This window comes from Rhizobium sp. 11_C7_N12_5 (genome assembly GCF_051811145.1).
Lineage (GTDB): Bacteria > Pseudomonadota > Alphaproteobacteria > Rhizobiales > Rhizobiaceae > Rhizobium > Rhizobium lusitanum.
Genome location: NZ_JBPWPY010000001.1, coordinates 2,178,383 through 2,192,516, shown reverse-complemented (window position 1 = coordinate 2,192,516; position 14,134 = coordinate 2,178,383). Strand labels below are relative to the sequence as shown.

The 14,134-nt window shown below is 59.8% G+C and carries 14 protein-coding genes and 1 pseudogene; 11 read left to right on the top strand and 4 right to left on the bottom strand.

The window, feature by feature from the left end; all coding sequences use genetic code 11:
- Positions 1-35: 35 nt before the first annotated feature.
- The 7 genes and pseudogenes from AB8B29_RS10785 to map all read left to right on the top strand — a co-directional run bounded on the left by AB8B29_RS10785 (position 36) and on the right by map (position 5,141).
- Positions 36-875: a S66 peptidase family protein gene (locus tag AB8B29_RS10785; protein ID WP_439006481.1), complete on the top strand. Its 840-nt coding sequence runs from the start codon at positions 36-38 to the stop codon at positions 873-875.
- Between the two features lie 80 nt (positions 876-955).
- Positions 956-1,330, top strand: a complete 375-nt coding sequence (locus AB8B29_RS10780; RefSeq protein WP_037194880.1) for a YciI family protein — start codon at positions 956-958, stop codon at positions 1,328-1,330.
- Positions 1,327-2,583, top strand: coding sequence for an RNA polymerase sigma factor (locus tag AB8B29_RS10775; protein ID WP_113118496.1), 1,257 nt, complete (start codon positions 1,327-1,329; stop codon positions 2,581-2,583). The genes AB8B29_RS10780 and AB8B29_RS10775 overlap by 4 nt, the downstream gene beginning before the upstream one ends.
- Before the next feature lie 99 nt (positions 2,584-2,682).
- Positions 2,683-3,152: pseudogene (locus AB8B29_RS10770) on the top strand (SRPBCC family protein).
- Between the two features lie 30 nt (positions 3,153-3,182).
- Positions 3,183-3,611 (top strand): DoxX family protein, encoded by a 429-nt coding sequence (locus tag AB8B29_RS10765; RefSeq protein WP_113118497.1) that lies wholly within the window; start codon positions 3,183-3,185, stop codon positions 3,609-3,611.
- 53 nt (positions 3,612-3,664) lie between these two features.
- The gene (locus AB8B29_RS10760; RefSeq protein WP_037194864.1) at positions 3,665-4,177 is read left to right on the top strand and encodes a GNAT family N-acetyltransferase; all 513 of its coding nucleotides are present in this window, start codon (positions 3,665-3,667) and stop codon (positions 4,175-4,177) included.
- Positions 4,178-4,388: 211 nt separating this feature from the next.
- Positions 4,389-5,141, top strand: coding sequence for a type I methionyl aminopeptidase (map, locus tag AB8B29_RS10755; protein ID WP_047562592.1), 753 nt, complete (start codon positions 4,389-4,391; stop codon positions 5,139-5,141).
- A gap of 113 nt (positions 5,142-5,254) precedes the next feature.
- Here map and AB8B29_RS10750 read toward each other — a convergent pair whose 3' ends face one another.
- Positions 5,255-5,821 (bottom strand): PadR family transcriptional regulator, encoded by a 567-nt coding sequence (locus tag AB8B29_RS10750; RefSeq protein WP_037194859.1) that lies wholly within the window; start codon positions 5,819-5,821, stop codon positions 5,255-5,257.
- Positions 5,822-6,239: 418 nt separating this feature from the next.
- Between AB8B29_RS10750 and sbmA the strand changes: the two genes are divergently transcribed.
- Positions 6,240-7,505, top strand: coding sequence for a peptide antibiotic transporter SbmA (sbmA, locus tag AB8B29_RS10745; protein ID WP_092575796.1), 1,266 nt, complete (start codon positions 6,240-6,242; stop codon positions 7,503-7,505).
- 185 nt (positions 7,506-7,690) lie between these two features.
- Here the strand turns inward: sbmA and AB8B29_RS10740 are convergent, their stop codons facing one another.
- Entirely contained in the window at positions 7,691-8,671 is a 981-nt protein-coding gene (locus tag AB8B29_RS10740) for a polysaccharide deacetylase (protein ID WP_439006480.1), read from the bottom strand.
- 177 nt (positions 8,672-8,848) lie between these two features.
- Between AB8B29_RS10740 and AB8B29_RS10735 the strand changes: the two genes are divergently transcribed.
- From AB8B29_RS10735 to der, 3 genes are all read left to right on the top strand, one after another.
- The gene (locus AB8B29_RS10735) at positions 8,849-9,430 is read left to right on the top strand and encodes an NnrU family protein (RefSeq protein ID WP_047562594.1); all 582 of its coding nucleotides are present in this window, start codon (positions 8,849-8,851) and stop codon (positions 9,428-9,430) included.
- Positions 9,431-9,645: 215 nt separating this feature from the next.
- On the top strand, positions 9,646-10,329 hold the full coding sequence (locus AB8B29_RS10730) for a tetratricopeptide repeat protein (RefSeq protein WP_037194843.1): 684 nt from the start codon (positions 9,646-9,648) through the stop codon (positions 10,327-10,329).
- Positions 10,330-10,344: 15 nt separating this feature from the next.
- Positions 10,345-11,799, top strand: a complete 1,455-nt coding sequence (gene der / locus AB8B29_RS10725) for a ribosome biogenesis GTPase Der (protein WP_051963373.1) — start codon at positions 10,345-10,347, stop codon at positions 11,797-11,799.
- 466 nt (positions 11,800-12,265) lie between these two features.
- Here der and AB8B29_RS10720 read toward each other — a convergent pair whose 3' ends face one another.
- Positions 12,266-12,706 carry a MarR family winged helix-turn-helix transcriptional regulator gene (locus tag AB8B29_RS10720; protein ID WP_037194841.1) on the bottom strand — a complete coding sequence of 147 codons (441 nt, stop codon included), beginning with the start codon at positions 12,704-12,706 and terminating at the stop codon, positions 12,266-12,268.
- Positions 12,707-12,953: 247 nt separating this feature from the next.
- Positions 12,954-14,060 carry a glycosyltransferase family 4 protein gene (locus tag AB8B29_RS10715; protein WP_439006479.1) on the bottom strand — a complete coding sequence of 369 codons (1,107 nt, stop codon included), beginning with the start codon at positions 14,058-14,060 and terminating at the stop codon, positions 12,954-12,956.
- Positions 14,061-14,134 lie beyond the last annotated feature (74 nt).

Here is a 14,134-nt window from a genome sequence, read left to right as displayed (position 1 = left end):
GTTTTGTCTCTCCCGCCAGCCCGCCCGATAGAGGCATGGTTTTGAGACATGCTGAAATGCTGAAAGACTGGGGTCTCACCGTCGATTTCGGCGAGCATGCTTTTTGTAAGCGGGACTATCTTGCCGGAACCGATGAAGAGCGGCTGGCGGATTTCAATGCAGCGCTTCGTGATCCCGATATTCGGGCGATCTGTACCACACGCGGTGGCAAGGGATCCTATCGGATCGCTGATCAATTGGATTTTGCGGCCGCCAGGCGCGATCCGAAGTTTGTTGTCGGCTTCAGCGATATTACCGCATTGCACCTCAGTTTCTTGAAGCATTGTCATCAGATCGGCATTCACGGAGCGTTTTTTGCCGGACCGAACGACGACACCGTCAGTGCGGAAACGAACCATTCGTTGCGCCGGGTGCTGATGACAACCCAGGACATCGTCATCAACTCGCGCCTGGAAGAGCCGACATCCCATCTTACGACGAGTGGATCGGTTACCGGGCGATTGATCGGCGGGAATCTCGATATGGTCGCTACGACGGCCGGCTGGGCATTGCCGGATCTGCGCGGCGCCATCCTGCTTCTTGAAGCGGTCAACGTGTATCGCGGGCATGTTGACCGGCAGTTGACGATGCTGCGCAAGGCGGGCCATTTGAATGGCCTGTCTGGGGTCGCCATCGGTCAGTTCACCGGTTTCGAGTTCGACCGCAATTTCTCGATCATCGATATCCTGCGCGAACATCTTGATATGCTTGGTGTGCCGGTCCTCGGTGGCCTGCCGCTCGGGCATGGGAATAGCCCGGTGAGCGCATTGATCGGTGCCGTTGCGGAGCTTGACGCAAAAGCGGGTACTTTGACGATCAAGCGCAGCGATACCTAGCTTCTTCCCGCGATAATTTTTTGACGTCACCTGTCGGCACGGGTGATACTTCTTCGTCTTTAATGGAGAGGAAGGTCCCTATGCTCTACGCAATCCTATGCTACAACGACGAAGATACTGTATTCGCCTGGTCCAAGGAGCAGGAGGACGCGACGATGGCGCGGCTGATTGCCGTGCAAACGCCGCTCGCCGAGGCAGGCAAGCTTGGCCCCGTAGCGCGTTTGATGCCGACGACAGCGGCAACGACGCTGCGCAAGGGCAAGAACGAGCCGATCGTCATCGATGGCCCCTTCGCCGAGACGAAAGAGCAATTGCTGGGCTTCTATGTCATCGACTTCGAAACGCTCGACGAAGCGATTGAATTCTCGAAACAATTGGCCGAAGCTAATCCGGGTGCAGGCTCCTACGAGATCCGCCCGCTTTACGTGTTCAGGCCGGGGACGGTTGCGACATGACGGATATTGGCTGGATCGACATCGCGCTCACCAATGCGCGGCCGCAGGCGCTGGGTGCACTGCTGCGCTATTTCCGCAATCTCGATATTGCCGAGGAGGCCTTTCAGGAGGCCTGCCTCAGGGCCTTGAAGACATGGCCCGACAAGGGGCCGCCGCGCGACCCCGTTGCCTGGTTGATTTTCGTCGGCCGCAACAGCGGTATCGATACGGTGCGCAAGCAGGCGAGACTGCAGAGCCTGCCGGACGAGGAGACGATTTCGGATACTGGCGACGCCGAGAGCGATCTTGCCGAACGGCTCGATGGCTCGGGTTACCGTGACGACATTCTCCGGCTGCTGTTCATCTGCTGCCATCCGGACCTGCCGGCGACCCAGCAGATCGCCCTGGCCTTGCGCATCGTCTCAGGTCTTTCGGTGCCGCAGATCGCCCGGGCCTTTCTGGTCAGCGAAAGCGCGATGGAGCAGCGCATTACCCGCGCCAAGGCGCGGGTTGCGGCCGCCGGCGTTCCGTTCGAAACGCCTGATGCCGTCGAGCGGAACGAACGGCTGGCTCTCGTCTGCGCCATGATCTATCTGATCTACAACGAAGGTTACTCCGCCGGCGGAACGCATCGCGAGGCCGCCGCCTTCGCGGACGAGGCGATCCGGCTCGGCCGGCTGTTGCTTCGCATCTTTCCCGGCGAGCCGGAAACCATGGCGCTGTTGGCGCTGATGCTGCTGCAGCAATCGCGAAAGGCGGCGCGCTTCGATGCGGACGGACAGATCATTCTGCTGGAGGAGCAGGACCGTTCGCTCTGGGACCGGACATCGATCGATGAGGCGCTTGCTCTGCTCGACAAGGCGATCCGTCATCGCCGCCGCGGACCTTACCAGGTACAGGCGGCAATCGCCGCCCTGCATTCCCGAGCGAAACGCGCTGCAGACACGGACTGGGCGGAGATCGACCTGCTCTACCAGGTGCTGGAGAAGCTGACGCCATCTCCGGTGGTGACGCTCAACCGTGCGGTTGCCGTCTCCAAGCTGAAGGGAGCCGAGGAGGCGCTGGCGCTGATTATGCCGCTGGAAGGGCAGCTCGACAGCTATTTCTATTTTCATGGGCTGAGAGGCGGTCTGCTGGCGCAGCTCGCCCGTCCACAGGAGGCGCGGGTCGCCTTCGACAGGGCGATTGCGCTCGCCCGCTCGCCGGCCGAGGCGGCTCATATTCGCCATCAGCTCGACTGCCTGGGCGCGGGCGCCTCGGCTGCCGCAAAATAATCGAAAATTTGCTTTCCGGCTGTCGGCAAGAGGCCACCGTCAACGTCCTTGGCGCATAGGCCGATCGGGCCGTTTCAAGCTGAAGAAAGGAACTGGAGCATGACCGGGCAGACCCAACGCCACGAGCTTTCGCTGACCCGCATCATCGACGCGCCGCGCGAGAAGATCTTCCGTTGCTGGACCGAGGCCGAACTTCTGAAGCAATGGTTCGCGCCGCTGCCCTGGACCACATCTGCTGCTGCCCTCGATGTTCGCGCAGGCGGCTCGAGCTCCATCACCATGCGCAGCCCAGAGGGTGAGGATTATCCGAATAGCGGCATCTATCTGGAGGTCGTTCCCAACGAACGTCTCGTTTTACCGATGCCTTCACCAGTGCCTGGGTGCCGTCGGCAAAACCCTTCATGGTGGGGACGATCCAGCTCGACGATCTCGGCGGCGGCAAGACCCGCTATACGGCGACGGTCCTGCATTGGTCGGCCGAGGATCGCGACGCACATGAGAAGATGGGCTTCCATGCGGGGTGGGGCCAGTGCGCAGACCAGCTTGCGGCGCTGGCGGTAAAGATCTGAATTTCTGATTCAATTCCGGGGGATATGACGATGTCTTATGCAGCAGATTCACTTTCGCCCGCGGTAACGCGAGCCCAGCGCGCGGCTGGTGTCACCCTTAGCGGGTTGATCGTTGCCTTTCTTGTGTTCGATAGCGTGATCAAGCTCATTCCGCTTCCTGTGGTCACGGAGACGATGGCTGGACTGGGCTATTCCGCCGATCCGGCGCTTGCGCGGCTGCTTGGTGTCATCACGCTTGGCTGCGCCATTCTTTATGCCATCCCAAGGACCTCGGTCCTGGGGGCGATTCTCCTCACCGGCCTGTTCGGCGGGGCGATCGCGGCGCATCTGCGGGTCGGCAGCCCGGTATTCTCGCACTTGCTGTTCGGTGTCTATCTCGGCGTAATGGCCTGGGGCGGACTTTACCTGCGAAATGAAGCCGTTCGGAAAATGATTCCGTTCTTTCACCGAAGCTTTTGATTTCGGATTCGATTTGCTAAGGCTCGCTCCCTCGAACAAGGGTGGAGCGAGCCATGCCGCAAGTGATCATCGCACCGGTCAAGCAATCGGATGCAGACGAGCTGATCGCAGCCAATATCGCCAGCCGCGCCCATCATGCGCCCTGGGCCTATCCCTTTCTGGATCGCGACGGTTTCGATGCCTGGTTCGGCCAGACGGTCACCGGGCCGAACATAGGGCTGGTTGCACGCGACGCCGGCTCGGGCGGCATCGTCGGCGTCATCAACATCAGCCAGATGGTTTGGGGCGGCTTCCGCAGCGCCTTTCTCGGCTATCACGGCATGGTGGGTTTCGCCGGCCAGGGCTTCATGACGGAGGCATTGCGGCTGGCCGTGGCGTATGCCTTCGATACTGTCGGCCTGCATCGACTGGAAGCAAATATCCAGCCTGCGAACTATCCCTCGATCGCTCTTGTGAAGAGGCTCGGCTTTCGCAAGGAAGGCTTCTCCCCCAAATATCTGAAGATCGGTGGCGTCTGGTGCGATCACGAGCGCTGGGCATTGCTCGCCGACGATCCGCGTCTTTAAGCAGGACGATAAGGGCTTCGGCAGATGATTCAAATGATATGGGGATGTCGTTGAATCCGGATTCAAATTTGCTTGCGGCATTAAGTCTTGGAGAGCGAAAATCGCGCCGGCGCGAGAAAGGCATTGACTGAACGGGGCGAAGAGGCGAAAGCGACGACTTGCACCTCTCGCCAAGCCGTTGCCGCAAGCGCGATATCGCCGGAAGCCGTGGATGATCATTTCGAACGACGACGAACTGACCAAGCTGAAAGAAATTGGCCGCATCTGCGCCAATGCGTTGCAGGCCATGGCGGCCGCGCTGGAACCCGGCATCACGACGCTGGAGCTGGACGCCATCGGTCGCAAGGTGCTCGAAGATGCCGGCGCGCAGTCCGCACCGGAACTGGTCTACAAATTTCCCGGTGCGACCTGCATCAGCATCAATGAGGAGGTCGCGCACGGCATTCCCGGCCCGCGTGTGATCCGGGCGGGTGATCTGGTCAATCTCGATGTCTCGGCCGAGAAGGACGGGTTCTTTTCCGATACCGGCGCGTCCTTCGCCGTGCCGCCGGTGAAGCCGAAGATCGAGCGCCTGTGCCGGGACGGCAAGCGGGCGCTTTGGGTCGGCCTCAACCAGGTGCGCAGCGGCGCACCGCTATCGAGGATCGGCCATGCCGTCGGCGCCTTCGCGCAAAAGAACCGCTACACGCTGGTGGCCAATCTCGCCAGCCACGGCATCGGGCGCTCGCTGCACGAGGAGCCCGCCGAGGTTTCGACCTGGGCAGACCCCGACGAGACGCGGATCATGGAGGACGGCCTGGTTTTCACCGTCGAGCCGTTCCTGTCGCTCGGCGCCACCTGGGCGGAGGGCGGCGACGATGCGTGGACGCTTTATGCCGATCCACAGGCGCCCACGGTTCAGTTCGAACATACGATCGTCGCCACCCGCAACGGACCGGTCATCCTGACATTGCCGGATAATTGAGCGCCTGCGCCCAAAGCGCGTCGTGATCTTTCAGATCAGCTCGCTGCGCTTTAGACCCTTGGCTTTTCGCAGGTCGTTATCGCAAGCCGCCGCACAGTTTTGCGTGACATGCTTTAGTCATCGGACTTCGTTTCGCCGCGGATGATATCGGCGGCTGCCCGCTCGAGGATTGCCGCTATGCGCGCACCCTCGGCCTTGTTCCACGGAAATTTCGACCGCAGCGCAGACCGCAGAAGATGGCGGGCGCGATGGACGTCGCCGGCACTGTCACGATCGAACGGGCTGTCGCGCCCTTCGTCGTCTTCGCCGCCGAAAACCTGCCGGACACGCGCCATTTTTTCGCCGATTGCTGAAAGCTTGGCGAAAGTGGCTTCCACCAGATCACGGTTATCATCGACGCGTTTCTGGCCGCTTTCGGTGATACGGTAGAGTTTCTTCGTGCCGCTGGCTTCGACTTCGGCCTGGCCGGTTTCTTCGAGATAGGTCAGGGCAGGGTAGATGACGCCCGGGCTCGGCACATAGAAGCCGCCGGAGCGTTCCTCGAAAGTCTTGATCAATTCATAGCCGTGGCGCGGCTGTTCGGACAGCATGGCAAGGATGATGAGCTGCAGATCGGCTGCATCGAACTTCCGCCCGGTGCGGAACCCGCCGCCGAACATGCCGCCCTTGAAGCCTCTCATGAAGTCTCTCCTGTGCTCGCCGTGTGATTCACGGCCTCGACCATGTCGTAGGATATAAGCCTCGACCATGTCAAAGCCATCGCCGCACATGCGGTCTCTAAAACCTCTCATATCGTTTCTCCTTGTGAAGTGTGAGGGTTTGTATCGTTAGTCATGTCGTAAGATATATATCGTAAGATAATGCGATACAAGATGCCCGATGATTTTTTCGTTGAGCCGGCGGCGGAGAAGGAGAGGGCGGTATGCCTGCGAGAGGGAAAATCTCAGCTGAACAGTCGCATCACGATCATGGGATAAGCGATTACATCTATGTAAGAATGCGGGCTTGCAGGTTGCCGCTCTTGGCGAACTGTCCTAGGTTCGCCATCAACAAACGCCACGACGGTTCGAAAATCCTATTAAGAAAGCTGCGCTTCTCGTGTTTCTGTCATTCTTCCCCAAGCCTAAACCCTTTTTCATTTCGGCCGCTGTCTGGTCCCTTGTGGCTATATTTCTTTGGTATTTCGGCGGAGAGAAGGCCGGTGCCTATATCGGCCTGTCACCGCTGGCGGACGGACAGGATGCGCCGGTGGGCGTTTCGGTGTTTTGGACCGCGCCGTTCATCTGGTTTTACATATACTACGTTGCGGCTGTCGGCTTGTTCGCGCTCTTCTGGTTCCGTTACAGCCCACACCCGTGGCAATATTGGTCAGTGCTCGGCACAGCTCTCATCATCTTCAATACTTATTTTTCGGTACAGGTCAGCGTCGCAGTCAACGCGTGGTACGGGCCATTCTACAATCTCGTTCAGAAAGCGCTGACGACCGTCGGCTCGGTGCCTGGCTCCGAGTTCTACATGAACATGCTCGTTTTTGCGGGCATCGCTTTCGTGGCCATTACCGTCGGCGTGTTCAATCTGTTCTTCGTCAGCCATTGGGTGTTTCGCTGGCGCACGGCAATGAATGACTACTATATGGCCAACTGGCAGAAGCTGCGGCATGTCGAAGGGGCCTCACAGCGTGTGCAAGAAGACACGATGCGGTTCTCCCAGACCGTTGAATCCCTGGGCGTGAGCTTCATCGGCTCCATTATGACGCTGATTGCCTTCCTGCCCGTGCTCTTCCGTCTTGGCGCTAACATTACGGAGCTGCCACTTATCGGCAACATTCCGCATGCGCTCGTCTGGGCCGCGATCTTCTGGTCGATTTTCGGAACCGTTTTCCTGGCGGCGGTCGGCATCAAGCTACCTGGCCTTCAGTTCATTAATCAGCGTGTGGAAGCGTCCTACCGCAAGGAGCTCGTTTATGGTGAAGACCATGGCGACCGCGCTTCGCCGCCGACGGTAGCAGAACTCTTTGCTAATGTACGCCGCAACTATTTCCGCATTTACTTCCACTACACCTACTTCAACGTCGCGCGTATTTTTTACTCGCAGGCGGACAATATCTTCAGCTTCGTCGTGCTCGTTCCGTCAATCGTTGCCGGCAAGTTGACGCTCGGCCTTTTGACGCAGATTACCAATGTCTTCGATCAGGTGCGTGGATCATTTCAGTACCTTGTCAGCTCATGGACGACGATCATCGAGCTTCTGTCGATCTATAAGCGTTTGCGAGCTTTCGAAGCAGCGATCGACGACGAGCCCTTACCGTCAATCGACCAGCGCTATCTGGAGCGCGAGCCGGGCGTCATTCACGCCGATGGCTGACGAAATAAGGCCACCGAAACGGGGCCTTTTTCAATGATGCCAATGGCAGGGACGCCGCAGTCCGTCGGGCTTGTGTGGTTACGAAGAGACCTTCGTTAGCCGTACCACCGGCCTCTCTAGCTCAGGGCGTTCGTCGCTGCAATCGACCCACTGGGTCGATTGCTCGGGCTTTACCCGAGCGCTCCTCACCCCTGCTGAGGCTTGCCTCGGGCCGCGATCAGCGGGATCGCTTCGGAATAGCTGACGCAGGCGACATCCTGCTTGTGGCAGACATCGCTGACGAAACGGTCGAGCGCGCGCCAATAGGCGCCGTCATTCATCTCGACGAAATGGAAGCCGAGCTGCAGCGGAATGCGCTCGCCATCATATTGCTTGTTGAAGGCCGCTTCGAAGGCATCGAAGGTGCGGTCTTCATAGGTCTTCGCATTGGCCTTGTCCTCGGCGCCCTTGGAATGGCGGACGTAGAGATTGTAATCCATGCCGATGACCAGGCGATGCTCGGGGCCTTCCGGGATCAGCGGCAGCCCGAAGCGGTAGAGACCGTCGACCACCTGGGGCAGGGCAGGTCCCTTGGTGACGAGGCTTGCATCGTATTGGAAGCCCATCTCTTTCTCGGCCGGTACCAGGCCGTCGCTGGTGGAGAGATAGGGCGCGCGAAATCCCTTGACGTCGTGCGTGGCGAAATTTTCCCAGCCCTGCGGCTCCTTGTCGGCCAGGCCGACATTCTTCCAGGCATCACGAAGAGCGACGCGGGCATTCATGAACTCCTGCTTCCAGTCGGCAGCGCTCCATCCCTTGCCGTCGAAATGGCCGCAGGCATGGCTGGAAATATCGTGGCCTTCCAGATGGGCTCCCCAGATGTTGGCGATGCGCGTGCGCACATCGTCCTCGCTCTTGGCGAAGCCGACATTCGACTTGCCGGGCCGCTGCATCGGTCCCTGATAGGCCTTGGCCTGCGCCTTGTTCATCAAAAAGGTGCAGGACAGGAAATAGGTGAAATGCGCACCGTTGCGCGAAGCGATTTCGCGGCTCTTGGTCCAGAGCGCAACGTCATGAGCGCCATCGAAGGAAATCATCACGAGTTGCTTGGGCTTTCCATGGGCCTGGGCAGCGGCGGGCAGGGCAAGGGAAAGCGCAAGAGAGAGGCAGGAAATTGAGCGTAACATGGGCACCGACATTGCTTGATCGAGCATGGCTTGCCAAAGATCATCTGGCGATTTTAGACGGCATGCTCCGGGGTCGGTTCCTTCCTTTCGCGCAAATGCGGCGAAGCTGCGGTGATGCTGGCATTTTTTTGCAGCAGCCGATAAGGATGTGCCTACCGAACCGAAGGGGCTTCATTCATGGCATTGCTTATTCTCGGCATTGTTCTTTTTCTAGGCGTCCATCTGATCCGCGTCGTTGCTCCGGGCTTGCGAACGTCAATGATCGCGAGCATCGGCGAATCCGGCTGGAAGATCGCCTATTCGGTCGCGAGCATCCTGACACTGATCCTGCTCATCTATGGGTTTGGTCAGGCGCGCGACATGACGCCCATCTGGTCGCCGCCGTTCTGGATGAGCCATATCACCATCCTACTGATGCTGTTTGCGATGATCTGTCTGGTCGCCTCGCTGCTGCCGGCGGGGCATATCGCGGTCAGGACAAAGCATCCGATGGTGCTTTCGGTGAAGATCTGGGCGCTGGCGCATTTGCTCTCCAACGGTGACGGCGCGGCGATCCTGCTGTTTGCCGCCTTTCTCGCCTGGGGCGTGATCCTGCGTATTTCGCTGAAACGCCGTCAGCGCGCTGGGGAAATCACGCTGCGCCCGTTCGTCTCGGCGAAATATGATCTCTATGCGATCATCATCGGCGTCGTCGTCTGGGCATTGATCATTTGGAAGCTTCATGCGTGGATTATCGGGGTTTCGCCGCTGGTTATGTGACGATTTCTGCCATTCCCCCTTACATCAGCCGCAAAATGGAGTAGAAGGCCCCACTAGAGCCGGATGATTTTCAGGTCGAATGGACCTAAAATCCGAATCCGCTCCAGCATCATGGAAGTAGAGCATGATGTCGCCCGAAAACCGCTCGCACTTTTCGGCATCATGCTCTAACCCCTAAGCTCTTTGGAATGATTTGGCCTGGGCCGGAGACGAGAATGGCATTCAATGACGACAGCTTCATCCGTGAGGTGAACGAGGAACTGCGTTCGGACCAATTGCGGTTCGTATGGCGCCGTTTTGGCCGGCTCATCATTGGGGGAGCCGTGCTCATCGTTCTCGGTACCGCGGCCTATAGCGGCTATCGCTATTGGGCGGGCAATCAGGCCGGCAGCGGTGGCGATCAGTTCCTAGCGGCGCTGACCCTGGCCGACCAGAACAAGACGGACGAAGCCCTTGCCGCGCTGACGGCCATCGAGAAGAATGGCCCAGGTTCCTATCCGTTGCTGGCGCGTCTGCGCGCGGCGACGCTGCAGGCGCAGAAGGGTGACACGGCAAGCGCAATCGCCGCTTTCTCGGCTATCGGCAAGGAAGCGGACATTCCGGTCGTCGTCCGCGATGCGGCGCGCTTGCGCGCGGCCTATCTGCTTGTCGACACCGGCACCTACGATCAGGTTGCGGCCGAAGCGCAGGAGCTGGCCGTGCCGGCCGATGCCTTCCGGCATTCGGCGCGTGACGTTCTGGGTCTTGCCGCCTACAAGGCCGGCGATCTCGCCAAGGCCCGGCAGTGGTTCCAGGCGATCGTCGACGATCCGCAGAGCCCGCGCAACGTTGCCAACCGCGCGCAAATGTTGCTCGATCTCATCACGGCAACCGGCAAAGCTCCGGTCGCCAACGGCTGAAGGACGGATCGCTAAATGAGTTTCACGGTCGCGATCGTCGGTCGCCCGAATGTCGGCAAGTCCACACTTTTCAACCGTCTGGTTGGCAAGAAGCTGGCGCTCGTCGACGATACGCCGGGCGTCACGCGTGACCGTCGTCCCGGCGATGCCAAGCTGATCGATCTTCGCTTCCGCATCGTCGACACCGCTGGTCTCGAAGAAGCCGACGAAGAGACGCTCGAAGGCCGCATGCGCGCCCAGACCGAGCAGGCGATCGATGAGGCCGACCTGACGCTGTTCGTCGTCGACGCCAAGATGGGCTTGACGCATGTCGACAAGACGCTGGCCGAAATGCTGCGCAAGCGCGGCCGGCCTGTCGTGCTCGTCGCCAACAAATCCGAAGCCCGCGGTTCCGACGGCGGCTTCTACGATGCCTACACGCTCGGCCTTGGCGAGCCTTGCCCAATCTCGGCCGAACACGGCCAGGGCATGATGGATCTTCGCGACGCGATCATCGACGCGATCGGCCATGAGCGCGCCTTTCCGGAGACGGACGACGAAGCGGAAACGAATGTCAGCATTCCCCGCCCGGCTGTCGGCGAGGATGGCGAGGAGATCGAAGAGGAACCCGTCTATGACGAGACGCGGCCGCTGCGCATCGCGATCGTCGGTCGCCCGAATGCCGGCAAGTCGACGCTGATCAATCGTTTCCTCGGCGAAGACCGGCTGCTGACCGGTCCGGAAGCCGGCATTACCCGCGATTCCATCTCCGTCGACTGGAGCTGGCGCGGTCGCACCGTAAAGATGTTCGACACCGCCGGCATGCGTCGCAAAGCCAGGGTCACTGAGAAGCTTGAAAAGCTCTCGGTTGCCGACGCGCTGCGCGCCATTCGCTTTGCCGAGACCGTGGTTATCGTCTTCGATGCGACCATCCCCTTCGAGAAGCAGGATCTACAGATCGTCGATCTCGTCATTCGCGAAGGCCGAGCCGCAGTCATCGCCTTCAACAAGTGGGACATGATCGAGGATCGCCAGGCCGTGCTTGCCGATCTGCGTGAAAAGACCGACCGCCTGCTGCCGCAGGCGCGCGGCATCCGCGCCATACCGATTGCCGGTCAGACGGGCGACGGCCTGGATCGGCTGATGCAGGCAATCGTCGATACAGACAAGGTCTGGAACAAGCGCATAGCCACCGCCAAGCTCAATCGCTGGCTGGAGACACAGCAGGTTCAGCATCCGCCACCGGCTGTTTCCGGACGGCGCATCAAGCTGAAGTACATGACGCAGGTGAAGGCGCGCCCGCCGGCCTTCATGATTTCCTGCACACGCTCGGATGCGCTGCCGGAATCCTATGTGCGTTATCTGATCAATGGTCTGCGCGCGGATTTCGCCATGCCCGGCGTGCCGATCCGCATCCATTTCCGCACGTCGGAAAATCCTTTCGAAAACAAGAAGAACAATCCTTACGAAAGTAAGAGGAAGCGGTCCTGACACGCCTTGCCCGACCGCGTGATGGTCGAGGCACATCTAGGCGGTATTGACGAAGTTACATCAAGAGCCTGCCGCCCGGATGACCGAGGTATCCTCAAGGAATGATGACTTCTCCTTGTCCCGTCTACCTTTTCAGAAGTGGAGGGTTCGCCCCATCCGGCGACACGGTGGTCTGCGTTGCGCCACTGGAGTGTGTTGTCGCAGTTTACGGTGACGGAGGTGTTGTTGGCGAAGGCGGCCTGTCTTCTGTCTTTGGTGGGGCGGCGGTCTTCAAGAACGATGCGTCTGGGGAATGCTTCGTCGGCGTATGGGGCGGACGCAACGCCTCACGTTTCCGCAGTGAACTTCGGGCTCATATGCAAATTGCTATTCTCAAGGAAGCGCCAGACGCCCGACTCGCTTTCTGGGGGGCGGAAAAAGAGCGCCCCCAGAGGCCTACGCGCAAGTGAAGGGACTGAACACCTAGTCAGGCTGCGTTCTTGTTCAGCGCCTCGCGCAATGTGGTGATCTCCGCCTTCAATCGCATCAGTTCATCCAGCGTCTTGTCAGAGGCATCGAGAATGCAGGCGGGAATGCTCGCCGCCTTCTTCTCCAGGGCGACGCCTTCGCTGGTCAAATGGATCAGCACCTGACGCTCGTCTTCCTTGCTGCGGATGCGCTGAATGAAGCCCGCCGCTTCCAGGCGCTTCAACAGTGGCGTCAGCGTGCTCGATTCGAGGAACAGCTTTTCGCCGATGCGGCCCACCGTCTGTCCATCCTCTTCCCACAGCGTCACCATGACGAGATATTGTGGGTAGGTGAGATTGAGCGCGTCGAGCATGGGTTTATAGAGCCGGTTCATGGCATGGTTCGCCGAATAGAGGGCGAAGCAGATGAAGGTGTCCAGTTTCAACGGGTCGTGCGCCATCTCTCATACTCCCTGGGGAATAGCATCTAAATCGTGCGATAAATAATCGTACATCTAAAAGCGCGCGACGGCTATGGATTTCTTGTGCTTTTCGGAAAACCAACCCGCGAGAGGTAAACTCTAGAGCACTTCGGCCGCCGTTCGGACCCGACACGCTCATGCCCGCTGCCGCGCATATGCGCGCCGCTACCAATTATCTGGAGATGGGTTTGAAGAATTCAATATCGAGCCTGGCCGTGGCGCGGGCTCAATCCCTGCGCATCCTCATCCGGCCACGATGGATGGCAATGCGGACGTTGCCGATGAATTGGGCGGTGGCGGCCTCCCAGGAATAGTTGAGCGCCACGGTACGCGCTGCTTCACGCGAGCAGGACAGCGCCGCAAGGCAGGCTTTCGCCAGATCTGTATCCACCACGCCAGCCGGCTCGTTGCCGCCGAGAATGTCGGCCGGGCCAGTGACAGGGTAGGCGGCGACCGGAACGCCGCTCGCCAAAGCTTCCAGAATGGCATTGCCGAACGTATCGGTTTTCGACGGGAAGACGAAGACGTCGGCCTGAGAATAGGCATGCGCCAACTCCTCGCCGAACTTCGCGCCCAGAAAATGCACGTCCGGATAGAGCTTCTGCAGTTCCGCGCGCGCGGGTCCATCGCCGATGACCACTTTCGATCCCGGCAGATCGAGATCGAGGAAGGCCGGCAGGTTCTTTTCGAGAGCGACGCGACCGACGGTCATGAAGATCGGGCGGGGCAGGCCGAAGGGATTGTCTTCGAGCGGTTGCGGCCGAAAGAGCGTCGAATCGATGCCGCGGCTCCAGGGCAGCAGATTATGAATACCGCGCTGCTTGAGCTCGTTGGCGAGGCTCGGCGTTGCCACCATGCAGCCGAAACCGGCATTGTGAAACCATTTGACGAAGGCATAGAGCCAGCTTTGCGGTATCGGCAGGCGCGCCGAGACATATTCGGGAAACCGGGTGTGATAGCTGGTCGAAAAAGGCATGCCGTTTCTGAGGCACCAGCGCCGTGCAGTGAGCCCGAGCGGACCTTCCGTGGCGATATGCACATAGGTGGGCCGGAGCGCTTCGATCCTGCCGGCGATCTTGCGATAGCTGGCAATCGAAAGCCGGATTTCCGGATAGGTCGGGCAGGGGATGTTGCGAAAGCCGTCCGGCGTGATCATCGACACTTCGACACCCATGCGCGTCAGTTCGCGATTGGTGTTCTCGATCGAGCGGACGACGCCGTTCACCTGCGGATGCCAGGCATCGCTGACGATGAGCAGCCGCTCCGGCACGGCGACCGGCGTCGCTGCCTGGTCCCATATGGTGTGATCGATGTCTGACAATCGCTGTAACATGCCCAAAACTGCCCATCCGCGCCGCATCCTCATGATGGCGGTGCAAGCCGATTGCGGTGCTTCAAACATGATTC

Coding starts and splice junctions, on each gene's coding strand:
- AB8B29_RS10785 (WP_439006481.1), top strand. CDS start 36: ATGGTTTTGAGACATGCTGAAATGCTGAAAGACTGGGGTCTCACCGTC.
- AB8B29_RS10780 (WP_037194880.1), top strand. CDS start 956: ATGCTCTACGCAATCCTATGCTACAACGACGAAGATACTGTATTCGCC.
- AB8B29_RS10775 (WP_113118496.1), top strand. CDS start 1,327: ATGACGGATATTGGCTGGATCGACATCGCGCTCACCAATGCGCGGCCG.
- AB8B29_RS10765 (WP_113118497.1), top strand. CDS start 3,183: ATGTCTTATGCAGCAGATTCACTTTCGCCCGCGGTAACGCGAGCCCAG.
- AB8B29_RS10760 (WP_037194864.1), top strand. CDS start 3,665: ATGCCGCAAGTGATCATCGCACCGGTCAAGCAATCGGATGCAGACGAG.
- map (WP_047562592.1), top strand. CDS start 4,389: ATGATCATTTCGAACGACGACGAACTGACCAAGCTGAAAGAAATTGGC.
- AB8B29_RS10750 (WP_037194859.1), bottom strand. CDS start 5,821: ATGAGAGGCTTCAAGGGCGGCATGTTCGGCGGCGGGTTCCGCACCGGG.
- AB8B29_RS10740 (WP_439006480.1), bottom strand. CDS start 8,671: ATGTTACGCTCAATTTCCTGCCTCTCTCTTGCGCTTTCCCTTGCCCTG.
- AB8B29_RS10735 (WP_047562594.1), top strand. CDS start 8,849: ATGGCATTGCTTATTCTCGGCATTGTTCTTTTTCTAGGCGTCCATCTG.
- AB8B29_RS10730 (WP_037194843.1), top strand. CDS start 9,646: ATGGCATTCAATGACGACAGCTTCATCCGTGAGGTGAACGAGGAACTG.
- der (WP_051963373.1), top strand. CDS start 10,345: ATGAGTTTCACGGTCGCGATCGTCGGTCGCCCGAATGTCGGCAAGTCC.
- AB8B29_RS10720 (WP_037194841.1), bottom strand. CDS start 12,706: ATGGCGCACGACCCGTTGAAACTGGACACCTTCATCTGCTTCGCCCTC.
- AB8B29_RS10715 (WP_439006479.1), bottom strand. CDS start 14,060: ATGTTACAGCGATTGTCAGACATCGATCACACCATATGGGACCAGGCA.